This window comes from Mesorhizobium sp. HAY1-8B (assembly GCF_056868045.1).
The window spans coordinates 3,467,456-3,485,082 of sequence record NZ_CP200321.1 but is presented as its reverse complement, the minus strand read 5'-3'; the positions used below and the strand labels follow the sequence as shown (position 1 = coordinate 3,485,082).

The window sequence follows — 17,627 nt, the reverse complement described above, 5'->3', positions numbered from 1 at the left end:
GAGAGGTGGCGCCTCATCCTTAATTTATCAAGCCGGCGTGCTTCATGGCCGCGTCGATCTTTGCAGCGGTCAACTCCTCGACCGTGACCAGCGGTGAACGCAGCACGTTCTCGACCTTGCCGAGCTTCGACAGCGCGTATTTGGCGCCGGATACGCCGGGCTCCAGGAAGATCGCCTTGTGCAGCGGCAAGAGACGATCCTGCAACTCAAGCGCTTTTGCACTGTCGCCGGACAGCGTTGCTTCCTGGAATTCGGCGCACAGCCGCGGCGCGACATTCGACGTCACTGAGATGCAGCCGACACCGCCATGGGCGTTGAACCCGAGCGCCGAGGCATCCTCGCCGGAAAGCTGGATGAAATCCTTGCCGCAGGTCATGCGCTGCTCGGACACACGCTCAACCTTGCCGGTCGCATCCTTGACGCCGACGATATTCTTGAAGTCGTGCGCCAGCCGGCCCATCGTCTCCGGCATCATGTCGATCACCGAACGCGGCGGGATGTTGTAGATGATGATAGGCAGCTTCGTCGCCCTGGCGACGGCGGCGAAATGCTCGTAGAGGCCGCGTTGCGTCGGCTTGTTGTAATAGGGCGTGACGACCAGGGCGGCATCGGCGCCGGCCTTTTCGGCATATTGCACGAGCCCGACGGCTTCCGCGGTGTTGTTGGAACCGGCGCCGGCGACGACCGGAGCGCGGCCATTGGCGACCTCGATGCAGACCTTGACGACATGGCGATGCTCATCATGCGACAGGGTCGGCGACTCGCCGGTCGTGCCCACCGGAACCAGGCCAGTCGTGCCTTCCGCGAGCTGCCATTCGACAAATGCGCGAAAGGCTTTCTCGTCGAAACGCCCGCTCTTTTCGAACGGTGTCACGAGCGCAGTAAGCGAGCCTCTCAGCATGTCGTCCAACTCCTTGGGACTTCTTGGGTTTTATCAGTCGGTTTGTCGTGCGCGCCTTCTAGCCGAAAGCGAAGCGGCGCACCATAGTCTCGACATGGTTGCGCGGCAAGCATTGCCATGGTGCCAGCAAGCGCAATTCGGACGGCCTCGATAACTCTTTGTTTACGAGCCCTTCACGACCTAAGTTTAGGCTTCGAGGCTTCTTCGCCTTCTGGTAAAATGCTGGATTAGGAAAGACACGAGATCATGCCGGCCAGTCGGCCCCACCTCTTCGCGCTGCTTGGCGCCATCGCGGTGCTGATGCCCGGTGTGGCGATCGGCGGCAGCGTCGATGTGCAGGTCACCTCGGCGATCCCGATGCCCAGCCCGCAGGACGGGGCGCAGCAGGCGCCCTCACCCAGCGTCGCGATGCTGAAGAGCGGGTTGGACGCACTGGCGGCCGGCGATATTCCAGGCGCCCGCGGTGTGCGCGACGCGCTTCCGGCTCAATCGCTCGACCAGCATATACTGGCTTGGGCGATCGCCCTCTATGGCGGCGACAAGGTTCCGAGCGGCGATATCGCCGCGGCCGCGAGGATGCTGCCCAACTGGCCAGGCACCGTCGCCTTGCGCAAGAACAGCGAGCGCGCGCTCTATCGGGAAAACCCCGCCCCCGGCATCGTCATTGCGGCATTCGGCGGCAGCCAGCCGCAAACATTCGAAGGCGTCATGGTTCTCGCTCGCGCCTATGTGGCGACAGGCAACGTCAAGGCGGCACGCTCGGTGCTGTCGCCGTTCTGGCGCACCACGGTCCTGGAAGCCAAGGACGAGACGGCGTTGATCAAGGAATTCGGCGGTCTGATCCCTGCCGCCGACCACCGTTTTCGCATGGATCGTATGTTCTATGCCGATCGGGTGAACTCCGCCCTGCGGGTTGCCGGCCTTGCCGGCGCCCAGCAGTTCGCCGATGCCTGGGCTGCAACCGACAGAGGCGACAAGAACGCGCTGAAACTGCTGAAGGCAGTGCCGGCATCCCAGCGTTCGGCCGGCTATTTCTTCGCGCAGGCCGAATATCTTCGCAAGCAGGAAGATTTTGCTGGCGCCGCCGCCGTTGTGATGAAGGCGCCGACGGACCGCGAGGCTTTGGTCGATCCGGACGCCTGGTGGGTCGAACGCCGGGTGCTGTCGCGCGAACTGGTCGACCAAGGCGACATGACGACGGCTTACCGGATCGTCGCCACGCATGCCGCCGAAAGCGCGGCCAATGCTGCGGAGGCCGAGTTCCACGCCGGTTGGTATGCGCTGCGCGGCCTCAACGATCCCAAGCTTGCCGCGACGCATTTTTCACGTATCGCCGAGTTGGCGCAGGGGCCGATGACATTGTCGCGCGCCTATTACTGGCTCGGTCGTGCGGCGGAAGTCGGCGGGCCGGGCAATGCCAAGGACTATTTTGGGCGTGCGGCGGCCTTTGGCACGACCTTTTACGGCCAGCTTGCCGCCGAACGCGTCGGCCGCCAGGCACTCAATATCGTCTATCCCCAGCCGAGCGCTGCCGACCGGCAGAATTTTGCCAGCCGGGAGGCCGTCAGCGCCATCAAACGCCTGCAGGAGGCAGGCTACGACCGCTATGCCGAAACGCTCTACCGCGACCTTGCCGGACAGTTGACCAGCCCGGGCGAATTGGCGCTGCTCGCTGTCCTTGCCGAGAAACAGGGCAACCATTTCATGGCGCTGAAGGTCGGCAAGATCGCCGGCGCGCGCGGTATCGATGTCGGTGCGCTGTCGCATCCGCTCGGTGTCATCCCTGATTCGGCCAATATTTCCGGCTCGGGCAAGGCGCTGGCCTATGCGATCGCTCGCCAGGAAAGCGAATTCAACATCGGCGCCGTATCCAGCGCTGGCGCACGCGGGCTGCTGCAGCTGATGCCGGGAACCGCCAAGCAACTGGCGAAGAAGGCCGGATTGCAGTTTTCGCAGGCACGGCTGACCACCGACGCCGGCTACAATGCCACACTCGGTTCAGCCTTCCTTGGCGAACAGCTCGATCGCTTCAACGGCTCCTATGTGCTGACCTTCGCCGGCTACAATGCCGGCCCCAACCGGGCCAGCCAGTGGGTGGCGAAATACGGCGACCCGCGCGGCAAGGACATCGATGCGGTGGTGGACTGGATCGAGCGGATTCCCTACACGGAAACAAGAAGTTACGTACAGCGCGTGATGGAGAATTACGAAGTCTACAAGATGCGTATTTCCGGCAAATACGACATCGTCGGCGACCTCGTGAACGGGCGCAGCTGAGGGCTCGACAGGCCCTTTCGCCAACGCTGCCGATCTCGCTCGATGGCCGGCAGGCCAGAGGGAGTGGGAAGGATCTCCAGTCCTTTGAATGGTCCTGTCCCGGGGAATGAGCTTGCAGGTCAACGGGACGGCCCCTCTCCCCTGCCAGGCATCTCTGCCGCAGGAGGAGATCGGGAACTTCGGTCTCGCCTTCTATTTGACCGCTCCCGCTCTCACCTGTAGCAGTCAGGGATGATCCCGCAGCAAGAAGGTGGCATGTCCAGATGCCTGGTACCGAAGGCTTTTGCGACTTGTTCTACGCCGCGCCAGATGGGCTGAGACTTCATGCGCTCGTCTATGGCGAAGCGAATTCCGGACATTGGCCGGTCGTCTGCCTGCCTGGCCTGACCCGCAACGCACGAGATTTTCATGAGCTGGCGCTGCGCCTTTCAACGGGCTCCGATCCGCGCAAGGTGGTTGCCTTCGACTATCGCGGGCGCGGGCAATCGGCCTATGACCCCGATGTCAGCCATTATAATGTCGGCGTCGAGGCCGGCGACATCCTTGCCGGTCTGGCAGCACTGGGCATCGAGGAGGCAGCTTTCATCGGCACCTCACGCGGCGGGCTGATCATCCATGTGCTCGGCGCCCTGCGACCGGCAGTGCTGAAAGCCATTGTTCTGAATGATATCGGGCCGGAGATCGAGCCGGCCGGCCTCGCCCATATCCAGTCCTATCTTGAACGCGCGCCGAAGCCGAAGACCTTCACTGAAGTGGTGAATGTCCAACGCCATGTTCATGGCCAGGACTTTCCCGCACTCACCGACGCCGACTGGACGCGAATGGTGGGGGCGCTCTACCGTGAGACGGATCAAGGGCTGTTGCCGGATTTTGACCCGAAGCTGGTCGACACCATTGCGAGTCTCGACCTGTCGCAACCATTGCCCGCGCTCTGGCCGCAGTTCGACGCGTTGGCGGCCATTCCCTTGCTCACTGTCCGCGGCGCCAATTCGAGATTGCTGTCGACCCAAACGCTGGATGAGATGCGAAAGCGCCATCCTGGCACCGAGACGATCACCGTCACGGGTCAGGGGCACGCACCATTCCTCGAAACCGGCAGTCTGCCTGGCGATATAGCGGCCTTTCTTGATCGGGCTGAGCGCCAAGACTGAATAAAGTAAACCCCAAGACCAGATCTGGTCCTTGGGTCACAGCAACAGTATAGCCGCGCCTGTCGGAATTATTTGGCCTTCGAGCTTTTCCCCAAGGCTTTTGCCGGCTTTGCCGCAGCCGCCTTGGTCGTTTGGCCCCGCTTTGGCGCCGAAGGCGCGGTCAGCGGGGACGAGAAGGCCGAGCTTTCATCACAACGCGAGGCATCCTCGCTTCGCGGCGTTTCCAGCACGACGACACAGCCGTCGAGATCGTTGGTGGCCAGATGCGCGTAGCGCATGGTCATCGAAAGAGTCTGATGGCCAAGCCACATCTGCACGCGCCTGATGTCGATGCCGCCCTGGACAAGGCGCGAGGCGCAGGTGTGACGCAAGATGTGCGGCACGACCTGGTCATCGGCGCCAAGACCGACTTCGGCCTTCGCGTCATTCCAGATGGCACGGAACTGTGCCTGGCTGAGCTTGGTGAACGGGCCTTTGGGCCGGCGCCCTTCGGCCGGAGGCAGCTTGATGACTTCCTTGACACGCTCGGTCATCGGAATGGTACGGCTGCGGCCGGATTTGGTGATCCAGAAGCTGACACGGTGTTCCTGGATGTCGTTCCAGATCAGCCCGAGCGCCTCGCCGAGACGGCATCCGGTGTCGACCAGGAAGACGGAAAGCCTGTAGGCATCCTCACTGCGGCTTCTGATGGCGGCAAACAGCCTTGCCTCTTCGTCCCTCTCGAGGAACCGAATCCGTCCCGCCCGCTCTTTCTGGCGGCGGAACTCGGGCAGGCTGTGGATATCTCCCATCTTGTAAGCCTTGCGCAGCAGTTTGCTGAGGGCAGCCATCTTTCGATTGATGGTTGCGTTGCTGTTGCCGCGCTGGCGCAAGGTGCCGATAAGGTTATCAAGGGTACTCTGGTCAAAGGCGCTGAAACGTTCTCCAAGGAGAATTTCATCTATTTCGCCGATGAAAGAGCTGACATTGTATTTATGCCGGCCATCATCCCACAGTATGTCCCGATAGGCTGAAAAAAGCTCTCCAACTCGGTACGACTTTACTTCTCTTATCTTGTTGTACGTGTACTTGATCTTCGAATTCTGAGAAGAAAACATCGAAAACGGATCTGAGGGGCTAGCCTCCTGGATCGCTTCGTTGGTCATAATTCGTCGCGCCCCCCGAGTGGATAGATCAGCCCTATCCGCTTGGAAGCGTCCTTTCAAGAGTTTTAATCACGCGGTTGTGATCTCATCCGCCCATCAGCGAATCCCACGAAATCACTCTGCGGACTTGTTCAGCTACCGATTCCCCCTCTTCCTTCGTTTGCGTTGACCCAGTCACGAAACAAAAACAGCCCGGGCGTTTGTGCGCCCGGGCTGGATTTCACCTGTAAGGAACCAGCCCTTAGAAGGAGCGCTGGAAGCGGAGGATACCGCCGATGTTGCTCTTCTTGGAGGCGCCGAACCAACCCTTCGCGAGGTCGTCGCTGCCGACGTTCTGATAGTCGACTTCAGCCGTGACATTGAAGCCGGGAACCACGTCGTAGGACACGTTCGCTGCGATGCCGAGGTTCTGCCAGTCGTCATACGAAACCTGGGCGTTGAACGAGGTCTTCTCGTTGAACTTGTAGGTGCCACCGCCCCACACTGCCCAGTTGCCGCCCCACTGCTTGTACATGGCGCGACCACCGGCAAACCCGGTCGTCGGAGAATCGCCAATATTGTCGTCGGAGCCGTAGCCGCCCATGATGAACAGCGACAGTTCGTTGGAGACGTTGACGTCCAAGCGAACCTTGCCGGAGACTTCTTCGTAGTTGCTGTCATAAGCAATCACGCCGGTGACCGCGCCCCAGCCCTGCGTCCACTTCACACCGCCGACGACATGCGGAACATAGCTGTCGATCGAGTAGGCGCCGTAGCCTTCTTCCAACGAAACCACAGCCGAGAAGCCGTTGCCGGCATCGAAGTAGTACTGAATGACGTTGGTGTCGAAGCCGCCGTAAGGAACAATCGTATCCTGGATGACGTTGCCGGCGTAGCCGATGAACGTATCAAAAGCCGATTCATCCTTACCAATGCGCAGGCCACCGAGCTGGATCCAGGCGAAGTTCAGCGAGACACTCTTGTTGTGCCCCTGCCAGTTGCCGGCGTCGGCATTGCCATAAGGCCCGGTGCTCTGGTCGGTATAGTCGCCGGAGTTGTTGCCGAAGTTGAAGCGCGTCTCGGTGTAGGTCTTCAACGTGCCGAGTTCGGTTTCCTGGCCGGTCCAGGTCTTCAGCGTGAAACGAGCCTGCTTGTAGTAAGTGTCGTTGCTGTCGCCGTCCATGTGGTCCGGAACGTTGTTGACACCATCGTTAGTGCCGTGGTCGCCCACGCCGATGTCGTAACGGACATAGCCGCCGATGCGCAGGCAGGTCTCGGTGCCGGGGATGTAGAAGTAGCCAGCGCCGTAGACGTCGCAAATCTTGACGTATTCAGCGGGTTCCGGCTCGGCGACGACGACGGCGTCGGCGGCGCGCGCACCGGAAACTGCGATCAGGGCCGCAGCGGAGCCGAGAAGAAGGCTCTTGATGTTCATTTTCTGACCTCCAGTCAAAAGTTAAAAAACGGGTCTGGGTATTCTTTGCTGAAGGACAGCGTTCCCTGCCCCATCCCCACTACCGAAAAAGATGCGCACCGCGCCGCTCCTTCGAATTCGACATTACCCATGAGGCGGCGGCGTTCAACAACGATCGTACCGGCGAAAGGGCAGTTCGGCTGCTATCCCCCTGCGTTGTTGCACAAATGACACGATTTGGCCTCACTCAGAAAGCTCTCGTTAACCATCAGACGCGCCGCAGCCGCTTGTTTCCCGCCGAATCCGACAATCTGCCGACGGAATCATGACGGGCGTCCGAGTCACCGGCCAGGGAATTGCCGCAGAACCGCCGCATCAGGGAAACCCGCGGTTCGCGCCCTCGATATAATGACTTCTTTTTTCGAGATAATGGCTGGGGCTTGTTGATTGTGCCGGCGCTTTTCTTTATCCAGCGGCGCAACGGAGAGGTGGCCGAGTGGTCGAAGGCGCTCCCCTGCTAAGGGAGTAGAGGTCAAAAGCTTCTCGTGGGTTCGAATCCCATCCTCTCCGCCATCCTGCCTCGCGCCGCCGCACCGCGCCGATATTTTCCCAGCAATAACAGACAGATGATCCTGCGCTTGGCCGTTCCGGCGGTAACGTCAGGGTCGTTCCAGGCCTTCATTTGGTTCGATTCTGACTGGAGGTCAGAAAATGAACATCAAGAGCCTTCTTCTCGGCTCCGCTGCGGCCCTGATCGCAGTTTCCGGTGCGCGCGCCGCCGACGCCGTCGTCGTCGCCGAGCCGGAACCCGCTGAATACGTCAAGATTTGCGACGTCTACGGCGCTGGCTACTTCTACATCCCCGGCACCGAGACCTGCCTGCGCATCGGCGGCTATGTCCGTTACGACATCGGCGCTGGTGATGTCGGCACGTTCACCGGCGCACGCGCCGCCGACGTCGTTAACGGCAAGAACCAGGGCACTTACTACAAAGACGCCCGCTTCACGCTGAAGACCTGGACTGGCCAGGAAACCGAACTCGGCACGTTGAAGACCTACACCGAAACGCGCATGAATTTCCAGAATCACCCCTTCGACAACGGTGTATACAATAAAGCCGATAACAGCTTCGACATGCACTTCGCCTGGATTCAGCTTGGCGGTCTGCGGGTCGGCTTGGACGAATCGGCATTCGATACGTTCGTCGGCTATGCCGGCAACGTCATCAACGATACCATCGTCCCCTACGGCGGGTTCAAGACCGGTGTCGTTCAGTACTATTTCGACGCAGGCAACGGCTTCTCGGCGATGGCCTCTCTCGAAGAAGGTTCGGGCGGCGATGCACAATTCCCCAATCATTCGGGGGGATATGGTTATGGTCGCTCCACGGTCGACAGCTATGTTCCGCATATCGTCGGCGGCTTGAAGTACACGCAGGGCTGGGGTGATATCGTCGGCGTTGTCGCCTATGACAGCAACTACGAATCCGTCTCGGGCAAGGTTCGCGTGGACGTGAACGTTTCCAATGAACTGACGCTGTTCGGCATGTTCGGCTACGGCTCCGACGGAAAGCTGAACGACTTCAACGGACCCGGCACCACCCCTGCGAATGGTCGCGGCTTCTACAAGCCGTGGGGTGGTAACTGGGGCTTCTGGGCCGGCGGCACCTACAAGTTCAACGAGAAAACCTCGTTCAACCTCCAGGTGTCGGGTGATCAGTGGAAGGACTATGGTGTCGCGGCCAACATTGCCTACACCGTCGTTCCCGGCTTCACGATCACGCCCGAAGTTGACTACCAGCATGTTGGTTCGGGCGCCTTTGACGCCGGCAACATTTGGGCAGGCGCTGTCAAGAAGAACGCCGTCGGCGGTATCATCCGCTTCCAGCGCGATTTCTAAGACCAGATATTTCTGGGGAGACAGGAGAACCCGGCGGGCAACCGCCGGGTTTTTCTTTTTCTGATGCACGCCGTTGTTCCAACGCCGCTGCGCACTTTGGGCGGTGGAGCAAGTTCTGCACCGCAGCGGCGCTCTCAGATCACGGCAAGAATCCTCGGGTCAAGCCCAAGGACTACGACGGCGTCGCATTGGCGATTCCACCAAGCGCCGAACCACCCTACAAAGCGCGTCGCGATCTTTTCAGATTCGCTTCTTAGCTCTTTGACAGGCTTGGCTTGGGAAACTATCGGTCAAACGTCGGCGAGGTCGCCCAACGCTTCAATCAAAGGCTGGATCTCACTTTCGTAATTCTTCCAGCGCTTCACCGACGACTTGTAGATCGGTTGACGAACCTGCCAGCGGCTGGGCGTGGTGACCGCCCCTTCCCTATCGAAGAAGCGTAGGCATGCGTCATCCCAAGGCAGGCCGAGATAATCGATGAGCCGGCGCGACTGTGCCTCTTGATCCTCTACAAGCATCTCATAGCGATTTTCAAAGATACGACCCGGGAAAACCTCGTTCCAGTGACGCATCAAGCGATCATATTCTCGATAGTAGAGGCCGAGTGCCCGCAGGTCTGAATTGTAGCTGTGTGCCGAGCTGAAAGGCAGGACAAAGCATGACACGCAATTGTCGATCGCATCGCGGCGGCAGTGAATGATGCGGGCATTGGGAAAGAGCAGGGTGAGGAGGCCGATCAATTCGAAATTGTGCGGCATTTTATCGATGATTCGCTGCGCAGTCGGAGCGCGCTCCCGCAGATAGGAAAGATGCTCTTCGGCCAACGTCCTGGACAAGCCTTCGGTGACCGTCATAATCGGCTTGTTGAGATCAGAAGCTGTGGGTTTAAGACCGATCGCGTTCGCCACCCGCCACAGCTTGCTAAGCTCTCCAGCGCCATGAACGTCGGGATGGCTGGCGCATATTTGTTCGGTCAGTGTCGTCCCCGAGCGCGGCATCCCGACCACGAACACAGGCGCTTCGGAAGGGTTCCCGTAGCTGGACCTTTTGGCAAACAGATCCGGCGTGAAGGTCTCAATGCTCAGATCCACGAAACGACGATACTGATCGATGTCGAACTTGTAGCCGGCGGCCTGTTTCGCCTCGTTGAAATGGTGGAACGCCTCAGCGTAGCGCTTGAGGTCGTTCAGCACCTTGCCGGCTGCGTAATGCAGACTCTGCACGGCCTCCGATTTGAGTCGCGGACCGTCTAGTTCGCGAAGGACCGACGGAAGTTCCGCAGGCTCTTCGGTAAACTTTCGGCTCTGCACGAGGTCGTAATAAGCCGCCGCCACGTCAACGCGGTGTTTGATCGCCTCTCTGAGATAGACGCCGGCCTCCTCCATGCGCCCAAGGCCGGTGAGCGCGGCAGCCATTCCGATCCGCGCTTTGGGGTGATCGCGGTTAATTTTCAGCGCCTTCTCATAAAGCGGCAAGGCCAAGTCGGGTTTGTCGAACTGGGTATAAATGCGACCCAGGGCACACAGGGCCTCTACAAGATCGGGCTGCACTTCCAAGGCATACAGGATGTGTTTGATCGCAGCTGAAAATTCGCTCAGCCTGCCATAGGCTTCACCGAGGCTAAGATGATAATAGGGGTTTTCAGGCTCCTCGCCGACCGCGCGTGCGAAGTAACGCAGGGACGCCTCGTCGTCATAGCCCATACAGACGGTGCCCATGATGTAGAGCGCCAGCGGATGGTGTGGCGTGCGCGCTAAAACCTGCAGGCATAGGTCCTGAGCCTCATCAAGCCGCTTGGCCTGTTGATGCTCGTAGGCTTGCTGCAGCAACAAGCTGTCAGCCTGTGCGCGTGAAGGCGAATTTGTTTTCGGCAGGCTTGCCTGCACTGAGGCTGGCCGTGGCAATCCAGGTTTCGGCGCGGTGACGGACTTTAGGTGTTTGGACCAGGCAGGCGGCAGACGATTATTCATCATTCCTAGCTAGCAAAAAAAGCCAATCGAATCCAGAACATCTGACCATATCGACGGCTTCCAGCAGAAGGCCCATGCGTTAACCGCAGGGCCCTTTCGCTTGAGCAAAGTTGATCTTCGGAACAGACGCTGCAGCCTGTGCCGCAGCTTTCAATTCCGAGCCGTAAGCTGCTGTCACGATCAGGTATCCGCCAGGTCGCCCAACGCTTCAATCAGTGGCTGAAGCCTGCCTTCGTAGCTTTTCCAACGCTTGACAGATGATTTGTAGACCGGTTGACGAACCTGCCAGCGGCTGATCGTCCTGACGGGACCAGCCTTTTCAAAGAAACGGAGGCAAGAATTGTTCCACGCCAGACCAAGGTGGCCCACAAGGCGGCGTGACTGCCCTTCTTGATCGGAAACAAGGTCTTCGTAGCGATTCTCGAAAATACGCCCAGGAAGAACCGCCTTCCAATGGCGCATAAGGCGATCGTACTCGCGGTAATATAGTCCTAGCTGTGCAAGGTCCGAATTGTATTGATGCGCCTTGCTAAGATTTGAGATGAAGCAAGAAAAACAATTGTCAATCGGATCGCGCATGCAGTGAACAATTCGGGCGTTTGGAAAGAGCAGGGCGATTAAGCCGATACGCTCGAAATTGTGAGGCATCTTGTCAACGATACGGGCGGCGGCGGGCGCATAGAGATGCAAGTTGGAGAGATATTCGCCGGCGAGCACCATGGATCGTTGCCTCGCCATGGACGCAACGGGCTGCCCGAATGCGCATCCCGGCTGCAATTTGAGGCCGTTGGCCACAGCGATTCGACCCAGCTTAGTGAGTTCCCCCGCGCCGTGAACGTCGGGATGGCTGGAGCAGATCTGTTCGGTCAGCGTCGTGCCAGAACGCGGCATCCCCAGCACAAATACTGGTTTTTCGGAAGGGTCACCATATCCAGCCCTCGCCGCAAAGAACTCAGGATTGAACATCTCGATCCACGAATCCACCTGCCTACGGTAGGATTCAATGTCAAAACGGCAACCGCTATTCGCGGCGGCCCTAAGAAAATGATCCATAGCCTCGTCGTGGCGACCAAGGTCGTCCAGGACCTTGCCCGCAGCCTTGTGAAACTCGCAGAGTGCATCAGCGGGGTTCGTGGTTTTTTGAAGTTCGTTCAGAATGGACTTGAGTTCGGGCGGCTCGATGGAAAATTTTCGAATTGCTACGAGCGTATTATAGGATGAAGGCACATTTATACGCTTGGCGATGCTCTCGTTCAGGCATACCGCAGCTTCGTCCATGCGCCCGAGCGCAACGAGAGTACTAGCAAGATGCATTCGGGCCGGTGCATGATTGGGATCCATTTCAAGCGCTTTTTTATAGAGCGGTACAGCCATATCTGCCCTTTCAAACTCGGCATAAGCTTCGCCAAGTCGGCAAAGGGCCTGCATCAGATCCGGCTTCAACTCACAGGCACGCTGCAGATGACGGATGGCGAGCGGGTAGTCACCAACCTTTAGATAGGCTTCGCCTAAACTGAGCTGATAGTGTGGATTATTGGGCTCCTTCACGGCCGCGCGCGCGAAGTACTTGATCGCTAACTCGTCGTCGAAACCGAGCCCCAGCGTGCCGAGAATGTAGAGCGCAAGCGCGTGATTGGGCGAGCGTGTCAGGACACGATGGCAAAGTTCTTCGGCCTGCGGCAACCGGTTGGCTTGCTGAAATTCCAGCGCCTCTTTCAGCAACATATCATCGGTTGGACCATGTGAAGCTCCGGACTTCGAGGCCTGAGCTGGAGGTCCGATCTTTTGCGCGGGCAGCCTCTTGAGATGCTTGGACCAGGCGGGCGGCAATCGTGAAGTCATTGTGTCTCGGTAGCAAAAACAGTCCACGGAAGCCAGCACACTGCATCCGAATGCTCGCCGAGCTTCAAATAGGCTCCACCCGACATCACGTGATACTGTGAATTTTGAGGCGTCTCCTTACCGCTCGCTCAAACATCGAACCTCCGTCACGGCGGTTGCGGGATCTCGGCACGGACGGGGTCTTCAGGTGTTTGGACCAGGCAAGCGGCAGACGGTTGTTCATCATTCCCAGCTAGCAAAAAAACCAATCGAATCCAGAACATCTGACCATATCGACGGCTTGCAGCACAGGTCCCATGCGTTGGTCGCAACGCCTTGGCTCGAGCAAGGATGTTCTTCGGAACAACGCAGCAGCCTGTGCCGCACCTTTCAATTCTGACTCGTAAGCTGCTGTGATGATCAGGTGTCCGCTAGGTCGCCCAGCGCTTCAATCAGCGGCTGAATCTCGCTTTCGTAATTCTTCCAGCGCTTGACGGAAGATTTGTAGATCGGTTGGCGCACCTGCCAGCGGCTGGGCGTGTTGACCGAACCGTCCCTGTCGAAAAAGCGCAGGCAGGTGTCATCCCAAGGCAGTCCAAGATAGTCTATAAGACGGCGCGATTGTGCTTCCTGATCGTCAACGAGCGTCTCGTAACGATTCTCAAAGATCAAGCCTGGGAAAACCTTGTTCCAATGCTGCATCAGCCGGTCATATTCGCGGTAGTACAGGCCAAGCGTTCTCAGGTCGGTGTTATAGCTGTGTCCCTCGCCGAACCTTAAGACAAAGCAGGAGATGCAATTGTCGATGGCATCACGACGGCAATGAATGATGCGCGCGTTGGGAAAAAGAAGGCCGATCAGACCGATCAATTCAAAATTGTGCGGCATCTTGTCCACGATCCGACGGGCGGCAGGTGCCCGCTCACTCAGATAAGCCAAGTGCTCTTCGGCCAATGTTCCGGACAGTTTCTTTGTGATCGACGCGATCGCCTGGTTCAAATCGCTGGCCGACGACTTTCTCAGTCCGATCGCATTGGCGACCCGCCTAAGCTTCATAAGTTCGCCCGCGCCATGAACATCGGGATGACTTGCGCAAATCTGTTCCGTAAGCGTCGTTCCCGAGCGAGGCATGCCGACCACGAACACGGGAACTTCGGAAGGATTTCCATAACCAGCCCTGCCCGCCAGCATCTCAGGCGTGAAAGTCTCGATTAGCGCGTCAACCCAGCGACGATAAAGGTCGATATTGAAGTTGCGGCCGGAGACCTGTTTCGACTTCTTGAAATGGTCGAACGCATCCTGATAGCGCTTGAGGTCGTTCAGCACCTTGCCGGCGGCCAGATGGAGCTTTTCCGCGCCGTCCCGGTCAAGCTTGGGATTTTCCAGTTCATCAAGGATGGATTTGAGTTCCTTTGGTTCTTCGGTGAACTTCTGCGTCTGCACGAGATCGTTGTAGGCCGTCGGCACCTCGATGCCGCGTTCAATTGCCTCATGGAGGTAGCCGGCCGCCTCATCCATGCGTCCCACACTGGTGAGCGCACGAGCCAATCCGATCCTCACCTTTGGATGATTCCGGTTGATTTTCAGCGACTTCTCGTACAGCGGCAAAGCCATCTCCGGCTTGTCAAAATCGAGATAGGCATCCCCCAATGCACCAAGTGCCTCTATAAGGTCCGGCTGCAACTCCAGGGCATACTGTATATGCTTTATTGCTGGCGAATACTCGCTCACCTTAACATAGGCCGAGGCCAGACCGAGATGGTAGTAGGGATTTTTGGGTTCCGCATCGACCGCTCTCGCGAAATATCGCAAGGCCGCCTCATCCTCATAACCCAGGCAGATGGTTCCCAGTATATACAGAGCGAGGGGATGATTTGGCGTGCGCGATAGGACTCGAAGGCACAGGTCCTGAGCTTCGTTGAGGCGTTTGGCCTGCTGGAGGGCGTAGGCCTGTTTCAGTAGCGCTTCGTCGGCCTGCCTACGTGAAAGCGAATTTGCCGTCGGCAGATTTGGTTTCGGCGTGGGGCCAGGCTTGATGTGTTTGGACCAAGTGGGCGGGAGACGATTGTTCATCTTGCCTCGCTAGCAAAAAGAGGCGACGGAATCCAGCGTTACGGCTGCAGACCGCAGGGTGCTTGCACGGCCAGGCTGGTCACGCTAGCAAGAAACTCCCTTTGCCATGCGAGCTTCCGTCATGCGTCTGCGCCCTCCCCTCACGCCGCTCATCGCCGCACTTCCGTCCACCGTGCCGTTCGTCGGCCCGGAAGCGCAGGAGCGTGAGCGCGGGCGCGCCTTCCGAGCCCGCATCGGCGCCAACGAGAGCAGTTTTGGTCCTTCGCCGCGCGTCATCGCCCGCATGGAGAGTGTCGCGCGCGACCAATGGATGTATTGCGATCCCGACAATTTCGACCTGAAGGTCGCGGCTGCCGCGCATCACGACGTCGCGGTCGAGAACGTCGTTGTCGGCGAAGGCATAGACGGCCTGCTCAGCCTTGTGGCGCGCATGTATGTGGCACCTGGCGACGCGGTGGTCACCTCGCTCGGTGCGTACCCGACCTTCAACTTTCATGTTGACGGCGTCGGGGGGCGGCTGATCACGGTTCCCTATGAAAACGACAAGGAAAGCCTGGAGGGTTTGCTCGCAGCGGTCATCAGGGAAAAGGCGCCGCTGGTCTACCTGTCCAACCCGGACAATCCGATGGGCAGTTGGTGGGTGGCGGACGAGATCATCCGTTTCATCGAGGCGTTGCCTGAAACCACCATGCTGGTGCTCGACGAGGCCTATGGCGAATTGGGGCCAGCCTCGGCCCTGCCACCGATCGATATCTCGCGGCCAAACGTTGTCCGCATGCGAACGTTTTCAAAGGCTTATGGACTTGCCGGTATACGCTGCGGCTACGCGATCGCAGAAACCCAGGTGATCCGCGACTTCGAGAAGATCCGCAATCACTACGGCGTCAGCCGCATGGCGCAGGGCGCCGGCGTCGAGGCGCTCGCCGACCAGGCCTATCTCGAGACCGTAGTGGCGCGGGTGGCTGCCGGCCGCCGCCGCATCGCTGATATCGCCGAGCAGAACGGATTGAAGCCTTTGGCCTCGGCGACCAATTTCGTCACCATCGACTGCGGGCATGATGGCGCCTTCGCGCTGAAAATACTGCAGGGGCTGTTGTCGCGCGATGTATTCATCCGCAAGCCGATGGCGCCAGGGCTCGACCGCTGCATTCGCGTCAGCGTCGGCCTCGATCACGAACTGGATATTTTCGCCGAGGAATTGCCCGGCGCGCTGGCCGCGGCGCGAGGGAACTAGGCAATTTCGCCGCACTCGGAATCCATCGCGCCACCGAGCAGCCTCCTGACGCGTGCGAGCATGTCCGACAACTCGGCGGCCTCCTCGTCGCCCAGGCCCGCGGTCAAGCGGATAAGGTCTCGATCCGCTGCCGACTGAAGTGCGGCAAGCGCGGCGCGGCCGCGTGCGGTGAGCGAGAGGACGCGCCGACGCAGAGTATCGGGACCGGCACGCGTTTCGATCAAGCCGGCGGCGGAGAATTTTCGAAGGATTCTCACAACATAGGCAGGATCCAGTTGGAGGTCCCGGGCGATTTCGGATGCCGCTGGTGCGAAATCGAGTTGAAACACTCGCGCCAGGAAGCCTGCCTTGTCGCCAGGGTTGGAGGCAATAAGGCTGGTCCGGTGCTCCAGCTCGAACAGTACCCGCGCCTCGGCCAGCGTATAGGCACTGTGGGTCAAGGTTTCGTCGAGCAGCCCGATCAGGCCGGTATAGAAACGGTTGAAGCGCCTGAGGTCGCTGACCAAGGCATTCCGATCGGTCGGCATGTCCGGCGCCCCGGGAAGATTCCCACATCGCCGGATCATCGCAAAAACTTGACCAAGTCAGTTATTTATTGGAGGAAGTCATCTATCCCCCGGATGAAACACAGCTCGACAATTCGAAAGAATCCTCCCCTCAAACCAGTTGCCTTCGTTCGATCCTGCGCCAGACTCCATGCGAGGAGCGAGCCATGAAAGAGCAGCGGAAAAGGGCGGTGAAGGTGCGTGTCCAGGGCAAGGTGCAAGGCGTCGGCTACAGGATCTGGACGCGAGGCGAAGCGACAGGGCTTGGCCTGATGGGCTGGGTACGCAACGAAAGAGACGGATCGGTAACGGCATGGCTGACCGGCACGGATACGGCGGTTTCGACGATGATCGAGCGCCTTTGGCAAGGCCCGCCGGGTGCAGCAGTCTACCAGATCGATATAGAGGAAATCGAGAGTTGGATTGCGCCTGGAGACTTCAGGGTTGTCGCATAGGCGGCTCCAATGGGGCCCCTTGAATTAATTGAACGTTCGTTTTATTATAGCCGACCAAAGAGGCGATCATGGCGCGCACTACAGGATCCGATGGCGAGCGAACGGAGGCGGCAGTCCGCGAGGCGGCGGTCAACCTGATCGCACGCTATGGCTACGAGGCGATGTCCATGCGCCAATTGGCCGCCGAAGTAGGCGTGCAGGCGGCCGCGCTCTACCGCTATTTCCCGACCAAGGAAGACCTGCTGTTCACGCTGATGCGCGAGCACATGGAAGGGCTTCGCGAAGCCTGGGAAAACGCCCGGCCAGCCGGCGCCGATCCGGCGGAGCAGCTTGCGGCCTATGTGCGCAACCACATCGCTTTTCATATCGAGCGCCGGCACGCCACGCATGTGTCGAACATGGAATTGCGCAGTCTGTCGCCCGACAGGCTGACACAGATCCTGCGCATGCGCACGGGCTACGAAAAGGAACTGCGCGCCATCCTGCGTGACGGCGCCGAAGCCGGTGTGTTCAGCATCGAGGACACCGGCCTGACAGCCATGGCTCTGATCCAGATGATGACCGGCGTCATTGTCTGGTTCCGGCCGGGCGAGCGGCTTTCGGTCCCTGAAGTAACGGCGACATATCTTTCAATGACAATGCGGCTCGTCGGCGCGAAGATCGCTGACAGCGCCGCGCGTCCATCGGACGCGCAAAGGACGCCGTCCCACTTTAATTTTCGCGCATGATCCTTTCCGAAAATCGAAGCCGATTTTCGGGGTCA

The 17,627-nt window shown here is 59.2% G+C and carries 13 protein-coding genes and 1 tRNA gene; 7 read left to right on the top strand and 7 right to left on the bottom strand.

Annotation, left to right across the window (positions count from 1 at the left end; genetic code table 11):
* Window positions 1–19: 19 nt before the first annotated feature.
* Entirely contained in the window at window positions 20–901 is an 882-nt protein-coding gene (gene dapA / locus AC1VON_RS16250; RefSeq protein ID WP_483124194.1) for a 4-hydroxy-tetrahydrodipicolinate synthase, read from the bottom strand.
* Between the two features lie 246 nt (window positions 902–1,147).
* Here dapA and AC1VON_RS16245 point away from each other — a divergent pair, with 246 nt between their 5' ends.
* Entirely contained in the window at window positions 1,148–3,178 is a 2,031-nt protein-coding gene (locus tag AC1VON_RS16245; protein ID WP_483124193.1) for a lytic transglycosylase domain-containing protein, read from the top strand.
* 263 nt (window positions 3,179–3,441) lie between these two features.
* Window positions 3,442–4,329 carry an alpha/beta fold hydrolase gene (locus AC1VON_RS16240; protein WP_483124192.1) on the top strand — a complete coding sequence of 296 codons (888 nt, stop codon included), beginning with the start codon at window positions 3,442–3,444 and terminating at the stop codon, window positions 4,327–4,329.
* 68 nt (window positions 4,330–4,397) lie between these two features.
* Here the strand turns inward: AC1VON_RS16240 and AC1VON_RS16235 are convergent, their stop codons facing one another.
* Window positions 4,398–5,474 carry a tyrosine-type recombinase/integrase gene (locus AC1VON_RS16235; protein ID WP_483124191.1) on the bottom strand — a complete coding sequence of 359 codons (1,077 nt, stop codon included), beginning with the start codon at window positions 5,472–5,474 and terminating at the stop codon, window positions 4,398–4,400.
* Between the two features lie 241 nt (window positions 5,475–5,715).
* The gene (locus AC1VON_RS16230; protein WP_483124190.1) at window positions 5,716–6,888 is read right to left on the bottom strand and encodes a porin; all 1,173 of its coding nucleotides are present in this window, start codon (window positions 6,886–6,888) and stop codon (window positions 5,716–5,718) included.
* Between the two features lie 461 nt (window positions 6,889–7,349).
* Here AC1VON_RS16230 and AC1VON_RS16225 point away from each other — a divergent pair.
* Together AC1VON_RS16225 and AC1VON_RS16220 are read left to right on the top strand one after the other, a co-directional pair.
* Window positions 7,350–7,440: transfer RNA gene (locus tag AC1VON_RS16225), tRNA-Ser, on the top strand.
* A gap of 138 nt (window positions 7,441–7,578) precedes the next feature.
* Window positions 7,579–8,766: a porin gene (locus AC1VON_RS16220; protein ID WP_483124189.1), complete on the top strand. Its 1,188-nt coding sequence runs from the start codon at window positions 7,579–7,581 to the stop codon at window positions 8,764–8,766.
* A gap of 290 nt (window positions 8,767–9,056) precedes the next feature.
* Here the strand turns inward: AC1VON_RS16220 and AC1VON_RS16215 are convergent, their stop codons facing one another.
* From AC1VON_RS16215 to AC1VON_RS16205, 3 genes are all read right to left on the bottom strand, one after another.
* Window positions 9,057–10,736 (bottom strand): tetratricopeptide repeat-containing sulfotransferase family protein, encoded by a 1,680-nt coding sequence (locus AC1VON_RS16215; protein ID WP_483124188.1) that lies wholly within the window; start codon window positions 10,734–10,736, stop codon window positions 9,057–9,059.
* Window positions 10,737–10,916: 180 nt separating this feature from the next.
* Window positions 10,917–12,578 carry a tetratricopeptide repeat-containing sulfotransferase family protein gene (locus AC1VON_RS16210; RefSeq protein WP_483124187.1) on the bottom strand — a complete coding sequence of 554 codons (1,662 nt, stop codon included), beginning with the start codon at window positions 12,576–12,578 and terminating at the stop codon, window positions 10,917–10,919.
* A gap of 399 nt (window positions 12,579–12,977) precedes the next feature.
* A complete protein-coding gene (locus AC1VON_RS16205) occupies window positions 12,978–14,630 on the bottom strand; it encodes a tetratricopeptide repeat-containing sulfotransferase family protein (RefSeq protein WP_483124186.1) in 1,653 nt (550 codons plus the stop codon).
* Between the two features lie 121 nt (window positions 14,631–14,751).
* Between AC1VON_RS16205 and AC1VON_RS16200 the strand changes: the two genes are divergently transcribed.
* Window positions 14,752–15,864, top strand: coding sequence for a pyridoxal phosphate-dependent aminotransferase (locus tag AC1VON_RS16200; RefSeq protein WP_483124185.1), 1,113 nt, complete (start codon window positions 14,752–14,754; stop codon window positions 15,862–15,864).
* Here the strand turns inward: AC1VON_RS16200 and AC1VON_RS16195 are convergent.
* A complete protein-coding gene (locus tag AC1VON_RS16195) occupies window positions 15,861–16,391 on the bottom strand; it encodes a MarR family winged helix-turn-helix transcriptional regulator (protein WP_483124184.1) in 531 nt (176 codons plus the stop codon). The genes AC1VON_RS16200 and AC1VON_RS16195 overlap by 4 nt on opposite strands.
* 185 nt (window positions 16,392–16,576) lie before the next feature.
* On the opposite strand from AC1VON_RS16195, the gene AC1VON_RS16190 reads away from it, so the two are divergent.
* Both AC1VON_RS16190 and AC1VON_RS16185 read left to right on the top strand, forming a co-directional pair.
* Window positions 16,577–16,864 (top strand): acylphosphatase, encoded by a 288-nt coding sequence (locus AC1VON_RS16190; RefSeq protein WP_483124183.1) that lies wholly within the window; start codon window positions 16,577–16,579, stop codon window positions 16,862–16,864.
* Between the two features lie 68 nt (window positions 16,865–16,932).
* Entirely contained in the window at window positions 16,933–17,592 is a 660-nt protein-coding gene (locus AC1VON_RS16185; protein ID WP_483124182.1) for a TetR/AcrR family transcriptional regulator, read from the top strand.
* Window positions 17,593–17,627 lie beyond the last annotated feature (35 nt).